The organism is Streptomyces yerevanensis, assembly GCF_000716805.1.
GTDB lineage: Bacteria > Actinomycetota > Actinomycetes > Streptomycetales > Streptomycetaceae > Streptomyces > Streptomyces flaveus.
In genome coordinates, this window is sequence record NZ_JNWJ01000010.1 from 95303 (window position 1) to 107807 (window position 12505).

Consider the following 12505-nt stretch of genomic DNA (forward strand, 5'->3'; position numbering starts at 1 on the left):
CCGCTACGGAAGGGAAATGGGGGACATCGTGCAGACCTTGGCCTACGGTTCCTGGCCCTCGCCCATCGACGCTTCGCTCGCCGCCGCGCATGACGGGCACCCCGAGTACGTCGGCTTCGTCGGCGACGAGGCGTGGTGGACCGAGCCCCGGCCCACCGAGGGCGGCCGCCGCACCCTGGTGCGCCGACGTGCCGACGGCAGCGAGGAGTCGGTGCTGCCCGCCCCGTGGAACGTGCGCAGCCGCGTCATCGAGTACGGCGGGCAGCCCTGGGCCGGGACGATGCGCGAGGACGGTCCGCTGATCGTCTTCGTCAACTTCGTCGACCAGCGGCTGTACGCGTACGAGGGCGGCGAGCCGCGTCCCCTCACGCCCTTGTCGCTCGTGGGCGGCGGACTGCGCTGGGTGGACCCGCAGTTGCACCTGGAGCGGGGCGAAGTCTGGTGCGTACTGGAGGAGTTCACCGGTGACGGGCCCACGGACGTACGCCGGGTCGTGGCCGCCGTCCCGCTGGACGGTTCGGCGGAGCAGGACCGGGACGCCGTACGCGAACTCACCGACGGGCGGCACCAGTTCGTCACCGGCCCCCGTGTCTCGCCCGACGGACGACGGGCCGCCTGGCTCGCCTGGGACCACCCGCGGATGCCGTGGGACGGTACGGAACTCATGCTTGCCGACGTGGCCGGCGACGGGACGCTACGGAACGCCCGGCGCGCCGCCGGCGGCCCCGACGAATCGATCGCCCAGGTCGACTGGGCCGCCGACGGCGCCCTGCTGTACTCCAGCGACCGCACCGGCTGGTGGAACCTCTACCGCGACGGCGAACCCCTCTGCCCGCGCGAGGAGGAGTTCGGCGGACCGCTGTGGAAGATCGGCCGACGCTGGTTCGCGCCCCTCGAGGACGGACTCATCGCCGTCGTGCACGGGCGCGGCGCCACCGCGCTCGGCATCCTCGACCCGGAGACCGGCGAGGTCGTCGACACGGCCGGACCCTGGACCGAGTTCGCGTCGAATCTCGCGGCGAACGGCAGCCGGGTCCTCGGCATCGCGGCCAGCCCGCGCAGCGCGTACGAGGTCGTCGAACTCGACGCCCGCACCTGCCGCGCCCGCGTAATCGGCGACGCCCACGACGACCCCGTGGACCCCACGTACTACCCCGAGCCGCAGATCCGCACCTTCAACGGCCCCGCCGGACGCGAGATCCACGCCCACATCTACCCGCCGCACCACCCCGCCTGCATCGCCTCCGGCGACGAACTCCCGCCCTACGTCGTCTGGGCCCACGGCGGCCCCACCGACCGCGCCCCACTCGTACTCGACCTGCAGATCGCCTACTTCACCTCTCGCGGCATCGGCGTCGCCGAGGTCAACTACGGCGGATCCACCGGCCACGGCCGCGCCTACCGCAACCGGCTGCGCGAACAGTGGGGCGTCGTCGACGTCGAGGACTGCGCGGCCGTCGCGCTCGCACTCGCCGACGAGGGCACCGCGGACCGCGACCGGCTCGCCATCCGGGGCGGCAGCGCGGGCGGCTGGACCGCGGCCACGTCCCTGACGAGCACCGACGTCTACGCCTGCGGAACCATCCTCTACCCGATCCTCGACCTCGCGGGCTGGAGCGCCGACGAGACGCACGACTTCGAGTCCCAGTACCTGGAAACCCTCGTCGGACCCCTCGCCGACGTACCCGCCCGGTACGCCGAACGGTCGCCCACCGAGCACGCCGACCGGATCACCGCACCCTTCCTGCTGCTCCAGGGCCTCGACGACGTCGTCTGCCCTCCCGCCCAGTGCGAGCGGTTCCTGGCCCGGATGGAGGGACGACGCGTGCCGCACGCGTACATCGCCTTCGAGGGCGAGGGCCACGGCTTCCGGCGCGCGGACACGATGGTCCGCGTCCTGGAATCCGAACTCTCCTTGTACGCCCAGGTCTTCGGCCTCAACCCACCCGGCATCCCCACCCTGGAGCTCACCAAGTGAAGCCCCTCCTGCGCCCCCGCCGCCTGGCCCCCGGCGCCCGTGTCGCCGTCGTCGCGCCCAGCGGTCCTGTGCCCGAGGAACGGCTGGAGGCGGGGCTCGACATCCTGCGGGGCTGGGACCTGGACCCGGTCGTGGGGCCTCATGTCCTCGACCGGCACCCGGAGTTCGCGTACCTGGCGGGCACGGACGCCGACCGCGCCGCCGACTTCCAGGCCGCCTGGTGCGACCCGACGATCGACGCGGTGCTGTGCGCCCGCGGCGGCTACGGCGCGCAACGCATGGTCGATCTGCTGGACTGGGACGCGCTGCGGGCCGCGGGACCCAAGGTGTTCCTCGGCTACAGCGACATCACCGCACTGCACGAGGCGTTCGCGACACGCATGGGCCTCGTGACGCTGCACGGTCCGATGATCGCGGCCGTCGACTTCCTGAAGAACGCGCGGGCGCAGGAGCACTTGCGGGCAACGCTGTTCGAGCCGGAGTCGGTCCGGACGATCACCTCGTCCGGCCGGTCCCTGACCCCGGGCCGAGCACGGGGCGTCCTCCTCGGCGGCTGCCTCTCGCTCCTCGCGGCCGACCTGGGCGCGCCGTGGGCCCGCCCCTCGGCACGCGGCGGCCTGCTCTGCCTGGAGGACGTGGGCGAGGAGACGTACCGCCTGGACCGCTACCTCACCCAACTCCTGCGCGCGGGCTGGTTCGACGGGGTCGCCGGGGTTCTGCTCGGCTCCTGGGTCGAGTGCGCTCCGTACGAAGAGGTACGGGCTCTCGTCCTCGATCGGCTCGGCGGGCTCGGGGTGCCGATCGCGGAGGAGTTCGGCTTCGGCCACGGCGAGGGGGCGCTGACGATTCCGTTCGGGGTACGGGGGGAGCTGGACGCGGAGGGGGCAAGCCTGACGCTGGAGGAACCCGCACTTCTATAGCGCGCTCAGTACAAGTAGGGGCGCGGGGCTGTGCCAATTTGCGGCTCCGCCGCGCGGGCGCGATCAACCACAACTAGCCCGCAGCCGCCAAACTACAGAACCTCCCGAGCTCTCCGAACCGCACAACCAGCGGAGGGTTACCGTGGAAAGGTGCCAGAACCGAACCGCTACCTCGCCGAAGGCACCCTCGTAGGCATACGTCACTACCGCTACGAAGACGCCGCCGAGTTCACCGCCCGCGTGCGCGAAAGCAAGGACCTGCACCATCCTTGGCTCTTCCCGCCGGCCAGTGCCGGCGCCTACGCCGCGTACGCGAAACGCCTCATCGAGGACCCCACGAAGACCGGCTTCCTGGTCTGCGAGAAGAGCGGCGGCGACATCGCCGGGTTCATCAACATCAACAACATCGTCGAGGGCGGCTTCCTCAACGGAGCGCTGGGATACGGCGCCTTCGCGCACGCCGCAGGGCGCGGGCTGATGAGGGAGGGGCTCGAACTGGTTGTGCGGTACACGTTCGGTCGGCTCGGTCTGCACCGGTTGGAGATCAACGTCCAGCCGGACAACGCCGCCTCGATCGCACTCGCCAGCCGCTGCGGCTTCCGGCTTGAGGGCTTCTCGCCGGATTTCCTTTTCATCGACGGCGCCTGGCGGGACCACGAACGCTGGGCCATCACCGCGGAGATGCTGAGAACGTGACCCCGAGTGGCCGCCGCCTTCACGGACACTCCGCTCTGACTCCGGTGTGAACCGCGCGGCCCATGGGAACCCGGTGATCCCGCACGTCGGGAAGGAGGCAGATCCCATGAACGCCAGGCCGCACGATCCCGGGGCCGACCCCGAGGACGAGGGCATGCCGGATCTGCAGGACGGTACGCCCGAGCAGCAGGAGTCGAGTGATCCGCAGCAGCTGCCCGTGGCCGGTGACGAGCCGACGATCGCCGAGGAGCGGGACACCACCGTGAACGAGGTGATCGAACGCGAAACGCTCGACGAGCGGCTCGCGGACGAGGAGCCCGAGGTCGACGCGGAGGGTGAAGCGGGGCCGCCCGAGGAGCAGGCCGGGCTGCTCTACGACGAGCCGGATCCCGACCTGCCGCGCAACCAGGACGTGTACGCGCAGGAGGGCGCGACCCGCGGGCTCTCGGCCGAGGAGGACGCGGTGCGGATCAGGGACGAGGAGGACTTCGGGGAGGACGAGCTGACCTGAGAGCAGCCTCTACGCCGGTGCGCGCCGGTCCGCGTACTCGTACACCGTGCCGTCCGGGTGCAACGCGATCAGGTTGCGGCCCGCCGGGGTGGCCACGGGCCCTGCGAGGACCTGTGCTCCCGAGTCGGTGAGGACCTGACGGGCTTCGTCGACGTCCTCCACGGCGATCGTCGCCGAGACTTTCCGGAGGACCTCCAAGTCGGCTTCCGGTCCGCTCATCAGCAGAAAGCAGCCGACCGCGGCGACCGAGACGCCGCCGCGTTCGAAGCGCATGGCTCTGCCGCCCGCAAGCTTCTCGTAGAAGGGGACCGTAGCGTCCAGGTCCTCGACGCAGATGCGCAGCGTGGCGCCCAGAATCTCCATGCCGACGAGCCTAGTTGCGGCACGCCGGGAACGAGATCGTTTCAGCCGGATCCCGGGCCACGTGCCGGATCCCGCGCGGCGTTACGGGTGCGGAGGTGCGGGTACCCGGCCGCCATGGACCGCATCGATCACCTGGAACACCTGGACAAGCACCTGGTCGACGAACTGGCGCAGGTGGCCCGGGACGCCGTACGCGACGAACTGCGTGAGCAGACCCGCAAACAGCGCCGCGCCGCCGCCCTGTACGCCGCGTCCGGCGCCGTCGCCCTCTACGCGGGCGCCGCCCTGGCTCTGACCCTCGGGCTGCTGCTCGCGCTCGGCCTGCCCGACTGGGCGGCCGCACTGATCACCGCCGCCGTGCTCGGCGCGGTGGCGTACGTGCTGCGGGGCGCGGCCCGGCCCTCGGCCTCCCAGTCCTCGGTCTCTCAGCCTTCGGCCTCCCGGCCCATCCCGGAACAGGCCGCCGCGGACCACGGTGAGCGTGGGGTCGTCGGCGGTACGCCGCCCGCCGGGCCCGGCTCGCCCGCGTACCCGCCGGTGCCGCCCGTCGCGCCCGGCGCGGGTGCGCCGCCGTCCACGCCCACGCAGGGCGGGCCCACGGATCCCGAAGCACCGCACCACCGGGCCCGGTGAGCCATGGCGCGCCGCAGAGCCGTTGTGGTGACCGGGGCCAGCGGCGGCGTGGGCCGGGCCACGGCCCGCGCCTTCGCCGCCCGTGGCGACCGGGTGGCCCTGCTCGCCCGGGGCCGCGACGGTCTTGCCGCCGCGGCGGACGAGGTGACACAGGCCGGTGGTGAGGCGCTCGTCGTCTCCGTCGACATGGCCGACGCCAAGGCTGTCGAGGACGCCGCCCAGCGGGTCGTCGACGCCTTCGGGAAGATCGACATCTGGGTCAACAACGCCTTCGCCGGGGTCTACGCGCCGTTCACCGAGATCACGCCCGACGAGTTCCGCCGGGTCACCGAAGTGACGTACCTGGGCTATGTGTTCGGCACCAGGGCCGCGCTGCGGCACATGCTGCCGCGCGACCGGGGCGCGATCGTGCAGGTCGGTTCGGCGCTCGCGTACCGCGGGATCCCGTTGCAGTCCGCGTACTGCGGGGCCAAGCACGCGATCCAGGGCTTCAACGAGTCGGTGCGCTGCGAGCTGCTGCACGAGGGCTCGCGGGTGCGTACGACCATGGTGCAGCTGCCCGCGGTCAACACCCCTCAGTTCGACTGGGTGTTGAGCCGTATGCCGAGCCGGGTCCGTCCCGTCGCGCCCATCTACCAGCCGGAGGTCGCCGCCCGCGCCATCGTGCACGCGGCCGCGCATCCGAGGCGCCGCGAGTACTGGGTGGGCGGCTCCACGGTCGCCACGCTGGTGGCCAACGCCGTGGCCCCCGGTCTCCTCGACCGCTATCTGGCCCGTACGGGGTTCGACGCCCAGCAGGAAGCCGGGCGAGAACGAGAAGAGGCGGCCCGTTACGCCCGTTACGACGGTCACGGCAACCTGTGGACTCCGGCCGACGGGCCGCACGGTCACGACTACGGGGCGCACGGGCGCTTCGACGGCGAGTCGCTGCCGGGCAGTTCGCAGGAATGGGTGTCCCGGAACCGAGGGCGCATGGGCGCGGGACTGGCGGTCGGCGGGGCACTCGCGCTCGCCGCGCAGCTCAGGCGTAAGCCGCTGGCGGCACAGCTGCTCAGGCGTAAGCCGTTGGCGGCACAGCTCAGGCGCAAACACCGAGTCCACTGAGCCAGGATCACTGAGAGGTCCAGGATCACTGAGAGGTCAAGCGACCCGGAACTCCTCCACCTCCTCCGTCCGCAGCGTCAGCCCATGGCCGACGCCCCCGTCCGGGCGGACCTCGCCGCCCGTGGGATCCAGGGCGCCGTCGAAGAACATCGACTCGATGCGGACGTGGTCGTGGAACCACTCGATGTGGCGGAGGTTGGGGGTGGCGGCGGCGACCGCGGCGTGTGCGTGCGGGGCGCAGTGCGCGGAGATCTCCAGGCCGTGGGACTGGGCGAGGGCGGCGGCGCGGAGGAACTCGGTGAGGCCGCCGCACCGGGTGGCGTCGACCTGGAGGCAGTCGACCGCGCCGGCCGCGATCATGCGGGCGAAGTACGGCAGGTCGTAGCCGTACTCGCCCGCCGTGACGTCGCACAGCAGCGCGTCCCGGACGAGCCGCAGACCCGTCAGGTCGTCCGAGGACACCGGTTCCTCGAACCAGTCCACGCCGTGCTCGGCGAGCGCGCCCCCGACACGTATCGCCTGCTTGCGCGTGTAGGCGCCGTTGGCGTCGACGTACAACTCGGTCTGTGGGCCGATGACCTGGCGCGCGGCGCTTACCCGGTGCAGATCCCGGGCGACCGCCCGCCCCCAGCTCTCACCGATCTTGATCTTGACGCGCGGGATGTGCTGACCGTGCACCCAGCCGTTCAACTGGGCCGCCAGATGCGTGTCGTGGTACGTCGTGAAGCCCCCGCTGCCGTACACGGGCACGGCCTCGTGGGCGGCGCCGATCAGGCGGGTGAGGGGGAGTTCGAGGAGGCGGGCCTTGAGGTCCCACAGGGCGATGTCGAGCGCGGAGATCGCGCAGGCCGCGACGCCCGGCCGGCCCGCGTTGCGCACCGTGCGGCACAGCGTTTCGTGGGCGGCCGGGATGTCGAAGGCGTCGAGTCCCGTGACGACCGGCGCGAGCTGTTCGCGCAGCAGGTCACCGACGGCGGCCGGGCCGTAGGTCCAGCCGGTGCCGGTCGCGTCGCCCGCGGTCACCTCGACGATCACCATGGTCGTGGTGTCCCAGGCGAGCGTGCCGTCCGCCTCGGGCGCATCGGTCGGCACGGTGTATGTGGACACGACGGGCGGCTGGAGCTCCACCTGGACCTTCACCGGCCACCTCGCACGGTCCGGACAGCCGACTCGGTCCGGACGGCCGGGAGAGGAGAAACCGTCCGGACCGAGAGCCCATGAGGCCGGTGGACCGGCATCAGCGAACCCCCTGCTGGAGCTGGGGCAGCACCTTCGTGCGGTAGAAGTCGAAGAAGCCGCGCTGGTCGGGGCCGATCTGGTTGACGTAGACGCGGTCGAAGCCGGCCTCCGCGAACGCGTTGAGGGCGCTGACATGGTCGTCCACGTCGTCCCCGCACACCACGTTCTGGCTCACCATGTCCTCGGTGATCAGCGGCTCGAGCTGCTCGAAATGGCGCGGCGAGGGCAGCACCTGGCCCATCTCGCCGGGCAGCAGTTGGTTGGCCCAGAGCCGGTGGACGGTGCGTACGCACTCGTCGCGGTCGTGGCCGTAACAGACCTTCGTGCCACCGCTGACCGGCTTGCCGCCACCGCCGCCCTTGCGGAACTGCTCCACCATCGACTCCTCCGGCATCATCGTGATGTAGCCGTCGCCGACGCGGGCCGCGAGTGCGGTCGCCTGGGGGCCGAAGCCGGAGATGTCGATCGGGACGGGTTCGTCGGGGACGGTGTAGAGGCGGGCGTTCTGGACCGTGTAGTGGGGTCCGGAGTGGTTGATCTCCTTGCCGGTGAAGAGCTGGCGCATCACCTGGATCGACTCCTCCAGCATCTCCAGGCGGACATGCGCGGGCGGCCAGGCATCACCGAAGATGTGCTCGTTCAGGGCCTCTCCGCTGCCGACGCCGAGCCGGAAGCGGCCGTTGGTCATCACCGCGCTGGTCGCCGCGGCCTGCGCGACCACCGCCGGATGCATCCGCACGGTGGGGCAGGTGACCGCCGTGCCGATCGGGAGGGACACGGCCTCGGACAGGGCGCCGATCACGGACCACACGAAGGGGCTCTGCCCCTGCTCGTCGTTCCACGGGTGGAAGTGGTCCGAGATCCACAGCGACTGGAAACCGGCCTGCTCGGCCATCCGCGCCTGCTCGACCAGATCGGCGGGACCGAACTCCTCGGTGGACAGGAAACAGCCGTACTCGACCATGGGAACACCTCCGCGACGGGGCGGGTCGGGGTCCTCGTCCGGGTAACCCCGGGGTCCGGCGCGAAACGCCGCTGCCCAGGGCAGGCGGACGTTTGGGTGACCGGGCCAGGGGGACGCGGAAAGCCCGTACGAGCGACCCCTATGAGCGACCCGCCGGAGGCGAACATGAGTCGACCCCGCGTCGTGATCGTCGGTGCCGGCTTCGCCGGATACCAGACGGCACGCACCCTGTCCCGGATCACCCGGGGCAGGGCCGAGATCACTCTCCTGAACCCGACGGACTACTTTCTGTATCTGCCCCTGCTGCCCCAGGTCGCCGCCGGGGTGCTCGAACCACGCCGGGTCACCGTCTCGCTGGCCGGCACCCTGCCGCGCGTACGGCTGGTGCTCGGGGAGGCGGACGGGATCGACCTCGAAGGGCACTCCGTGCACTACACGGATCCCGAGGGGGACGGCGGCACGCTCGCGTACGACCGTCTTGTGCTGGCCGTCGGCAGCGTCAACAAGCTGCTGCCCGTGCCCGGTGTCGCCGAGCACGCGCACGGGTTCCGGGGACTGCCGGAGGCGCTGTATCTGCGCGATCACGTGACGCGGCAGGTGGAACTCGCGGCGGCCTCCGACGATCCCAAGAGCTGTGCGTCGCGGTGCACCTTCGTGGTGGTCGGCGCCGGCTATACGGGGACCGAAGTCGCCGCCCAGGGACAGCTGTTCACCGACGCGCTGGTACGCAAGCAGCCGCTCAGGCAGGGCATACGGCCGCGCTGGCTGCTGCTCGACATCGCCCCGCGCGTGCTGCCCGAACTCGACGAACGCCTCTCGCGTACGGCCGACCGTGTACTGCGGGGGCGTGGCGTCGAGGTCCGCACGGGGACCTCCGTGGAGGAGGCGACGCCGACCGGAGTGCGGCTCAGCGACGGGGAGTTCATCGACACGCGCACCCTTGTGTGGTGTGTCGGAGTACGGCCCGATCCGCTGGTCGAGGGGCTCGGGCGGCCGCTGGAGCGTGGTCGGCTGCTCGTCGACCCGTACCTCCAAGTGCCGGGTCATCCCGAGGTGTTCGCGTGCGGGGACGCTGCCGCCGTGCCGGATCTGGAGAAGCCGGGGCAGTACACGCCGATGACCGCCCAGCACGCCTGGCGGCACGGTAAGGTCGCGGGCCGCAACGTCGCCGCGTCGCTCGGCTTCGGCGAGCGCCGCGTCTACCGCCACCGCGACATGGGCTTCACCGTCGACCTCGGCGGCGTGAAGGCCGCCGCGAATCCGCTCGGCGTCCCGCTGTCCGGTCCGCTCGCCGGGGCCGTCACCCGCGGCTACCACCTGGCCGCGATGCCCGGCAACCGCGTCCGGGTCGCCGCCGACTGGTTCCTGGACGCCGTACTCCCGCGCCAGGCCGTCCAGTTGGGCCTGGTCCGCTCCTGGTCGGTCCCCCTGGAATCGGCTTCTCCGGAACTGGCCCGGGTGGCCGGTGGCCCACCACCGCAGAGCCGCCCCGCTCCGGTCACGCGCGGGACGCCCGCCGCGACGCAGGGGGCCGACACCCAGGCGGTCCCGGATCCGGGCAGGCCGGGAGCGACGGGGCCGAGAAAGTCGGCGGTGCTGGATCCCGGGAGGCCGGGGGTGCCGGGTGACGACCAGCCTGGTTCCGCTGACGCGAGGGAACAGGGCCGTGGCGGGCCCGGTGCCGACGGTTCCAGTCCTGCCGGTTCCGGCCCTGGCAGGCCCGCGACGCCCGGTGCCGACGAGCCTGCCACCGGTCCGGACAGGCCCGCCTCCGCCGAGCCGGTGGCATCCGGCCCCGACGGGCCCGGCTCTGGCCGGCCGGAAGCGTCCGGCTCCGACGAACCCGGCGCCGGTCGGCCGGCGACATCCGGTGCCGACGAGTCTGTCTCCGGCAGGTCTGCGGCGTCTGGTTCGGGTGAGTCCGTCGCGTACAGGCCTATGGCTTCCGGTTCCGGCGGATCCGGCTCGGGTCGGCCGGAGACACCCGGCAAGCCCGACCCCGCCCGGCCGGAGGCATCCGGTACCGACAGGTCCGTCCCCGCCGCGCCGGAAGCGTCCGGCACCGACGAACCCAGCCCCGGCCGGCCGGAGGCACCCGGCTCCGACAAGCCCGCCCCCGCCGCGCCGGAGGCATCGGGTCCCGACAAGCCCCGTCCCGCCCGGCCGGCAGGCCCCCGCCCCGACAACCCCCCGGAGGGACCGTCATGAAGAGCCGTCAACTTGCCGAGCTGGCACAGCAGTTGCGGGTGGACAGTGTGCGGGCGGCGGCTGCGGCCGGGTCCGGGCATCCGACGTCCTCGATGTCCGCCGCCGATCTGATGGCCGTGCTGCTCGCCCGGCATCTGCGCTACGACTTCGAGCGGCCCGCGCATCCCGCGAACGACCGGTTCGTCCTCTCCAAGGGACATGCCTCGCCGCTGCTGTACGCCGCCTACAAGGCGGCCGGGGCCATCAACGAGACCGAGTTGATGACCTTCCGGCGGCTCGGGAGCCGGCTCGAGGGGCATCCGACGCCGCGGCGGCTGCCGTGGGTGGAGACGGCCACCGGATCGCTCGGGCAGGGGCTGCCCGTCGGCGTCGGGATCGCCCTGTCGGGTAAGCGGCTCGACCGGGTCGGCTACCGGGTCTGGGTGCTGTGCGGCGACAGCGAGCTGGCCGAGGGCTCCGTATGGGAGGCGGCCGAGCACGCCGCGTACGAGCATCTCGACAACCTCATCACCATCGTCGACGTCAACCGGCTCGGCCAGCGCGGCCCGACCCGGCACGGCCACGACCTCGACGCGTACGCCCGCCGCTTCCAGGCCTTCGGCTGGCACACGATCGAGGTCGACGGACACGACGTGGACGCCGTCGACCGCGCGTACGGCGAGGCCCTCTCCACCGTCGGGCAGCCGACCGTGATCCTCGCCCGCACCCTCAAGGGCAAGGGCGTCGCGGCTGCCCAGGACCGCGAAGGACTGCACGGCAAGCCGCTCAAGGACGCCGACGAGGCGATCGAGGAACTCGGCGGAGTGCACGACGTCCGCGTCGAGGTCCAACCCCCGCCCGCCGCCCGGATGCTGCACGCCGTACGGACCGGACACCTCGACCTGCCGCGCTACGAACTCGGCGATCAGGTCGCCACCCGAGACGCCTTCGGCCAGGCGCTCACCGCGCTCGGCACGGCTCGCGGCGACATCGTCGCCCTCGACGGCGAGGTGAGCGACTCGACGCGCTCCGAGTACTTCGCGAAGGACCACCCCGACCGGTTCTTCGAGTGCTACATCGCCGAGCAGCAGCTCGTCGCCGCCGCCGTGGGATTGGCGGCCCGCGGCTGGGTGCCGTACGTGTCGACCTTCGCCGCGTTCCTCACCCGCGCCCACGACTTCATCCGCATGGCGTCGATCAGCGGCAGCGGGATCAACCTGATCGGCTCGCACGCGGGCGTCGCCATCGGCCAGGACGGGCCCTCGCAGATGGGCCTGGAGGACCTGGCGATGTTCCGCGCGGTGCACGACTCGACCGTGCTCTACCCCTGCGACGCCAACCAGACCGCCCATCTCGTCGCCGCGATGGCCGGCTGCGAGGGCATCCGCTATCTGCGGACCTCGCGCGGCGCCTCGCCCGTCGTCTACGGACCGAACGAGGAGTTCCCGATCGGCGGCAGCAAGGTCCTGCGCGTCTCCGCCCAGGACCGGCTGACCCTCGTCGCCGCCGGAGCGACCGTGTACGAGGCCCTGACCGCCGCGGACCGGCTCGCGGAGGACGGCATCCCCGTCCAGGTCATCGACCTGTACTCCGTCAAGCCCGTCGACCGCCGCACCCTGCGCGAGGCCGCCGAGCACACCGGCTGCCTGATCACCGTCGAGGACCACCGCGAGGAGGGCGGTCTCGGCGACGCGATCCTCGACGCCTTCCTCGACGGCCGCCCGATGCCCCGCCTGGTCCGCCTCGCCGTGCGCACCATGCCCGGCTCGGCCTCGCCCGCCGAGCAGTTGCATGCCGCGGGCATCGACGCCGAGGCGATCGCGGCTTCGGCGAAGCTGCTGGTCGAGCATGCGGTCGTGCGATGAGAGCCACCGATACACGCGTACGGACCGCTGTACGCGTACGGAGGG

The 12505-nt window shown here is 72.1% G+C and carries 11 protein-coding genes; 8 read left to right on the forward strand and 3 right to left on the reverse strand.

Annotated features, from left to right (window positions below; translation table 11 throughout):
• Nucleotides 1-16: 16 nt before the first annotated feature.
• The 4 genes from OP79_RS12710 to OP79_RS12725 all read left to right on the forward strand — a co-directional run bounded on the left by OP79_RS12710 (nucleotide 17) and on the right by OP79_RS12725 (nucleotide 4105).
• The gene (locus tag OP79_RS12710; protein WP_033320227.1) at nucleotides 17-1978 is read left to right on the forward strand and encodes a dipeptidyl-peptidase 5; all 1962 of its coding nucleotides are present in this window, start codon (nucleotides 17-19) and stop codon (nucleotides 1976-1978) included.
• Nucleotides 1975-2898, forward strand: coding sequence for a S66 peptidase family protein (locus OP79_RS12715; RefSeq protein WP_033320228.1), 924 nt, complete (start codon nucleotides 1975-1977; stop codon nucleotides 2896-2898). The genes OP79_RS12710 and OP79_RS12715 overlap by 4 nt, the downstream gene beginning before the upstream one ends.
• A 150-nt stretch (nucleotides 2899-3048) precedes the next feature.
• Nucleotides 3049-3594, forward strand: coding sequence for a GNAT family N-acetyltransferase (locus OP79_RS12720; RefSeq protein WP_033320229.1), 546 nt, complete (start codon nucleotides 3049-3051; stop codon nucleotides 3592-3594).
• Nucleotides 3595-3700: 106 nt separating this feature from the next.
• Nucleotides 3701-4105, forward strand: coding sequence for a DUF5709 domain-containing protein (locus OP79_RS12725; protein WP_033320230.1), 405 nt, complete (start codon nucleotides 3701-3703; stop codon nucleotides 4103-4105).
• A 9-nt stretch (nucleotides 4106-4114) separates the two neighbouring features.
• Here OP79_RS12725 and OP79_RS12730 read toward each other — a convergent pair whose 3' ends face one another.
• Nucleotides 4115-4468, reverse strand: coding sequence for a VOC family protein (locus OP79_RS12730; protein WP_033320231.1), 354 nt, complete (start codon nucleotides 4466-4468; stop codon nucleotides 4115-4117).
• Nucleotides 4469-4582: 114 nt separating this feature from the next.
• Here OP79_RS12730 and OP79_RS12735 point away from each other — a divergent pair, with 114 nt between their 5' ends.
• Together OP79_RS12735 and OP79_RS12740 are read left to right on the forward strand one after the other, a co-directional pair.
• Entirely contained in the window at nucleotides 4583-5101 is a 519-nt protein-coding gene (locus OP79_RS12735) for a phage holin family protein (RefSeq protein ID WP_033320232.1), read from the forward strand.
• A 3-nt stretch (nucleotides 5102-5104) separates the two neighbouring features.
• Complete coding sequence (locus OP79_RS12740) at nucleotides 5105-6205, forward strand: SDR family oxidoreductase (protein WP_033320233.1); 1101 nt, start codon at nucleotides 5105-5107, stop codon at nucleotides 6203-6205.
• Between the two features lie 36 nt (nucleotides 6206-6241).
• On the opposite strand, the gene OP79_RS12745 is transcribed toward OP79_RS12740, so the two are convergent.
• On the reverse strand, nucleotides 6242-7333 hold the full coding sequence (locus tag OP79_RS12745; RefSeq protein ID WP_033320333.1) for an enolase C-terminal domain-like protein: 1092 nt from the start codon (nucleotides 7331-7333) through the stop codon (nucleotides 6242-6244).
• Nucleotides 7334-7442: 109 nt separating this feature from the next.
• Nucleotides 7443-8408 carry an LLM class F420-dependent oxidoreductase gene (locus OP79_RS12750; protein WP_033320234.1) on the reverse strand — a complete coding sequence of 322 codons (966 nt, stop codon included), beginning with the start codon at nucleotides 8406-8408 and terminating at the stop codon, nucleotides 7443-7445.
• A 165-nt stretch (nucleotides 8409-8573) separates the two neighbouring features.
• Between OP79_RS12750 and OP79_RS12755 the strand changes: the two genes are divergently transcribed.
• Both OP79_RS12755 and OP79_RS12760 read left to right on the forward strand, forming a co-directional pair.
• A complete protein-coding gene (locus tag OP79_RS12755) occupies nucleotides 8574-10616 on the forward strand; it encodes an NAD(P)/FAD-dependent oxidoreductase (protein ID WP_078491772.1) in 2043 nt (680 codons plus the stop codon).
• Nucleotides 10613-12460 carry a transketolase gene (locus OP79_RS12760; protein ID WP_033320235.1) on the forward strand — a complete coding sequence of 616 codons (1848 nt, stop codon included), beginning with the start codon at nucleotides 10613-10615 and terminating at the stop codon, nucleotides 12458-12460. Before OP79_RS12755 ends, OP79_RS12760 begins: the two co-directional genes overlap by 4 nt.
• Nucleotides 12461-12505: the final 45 nt, after the last annotated feature.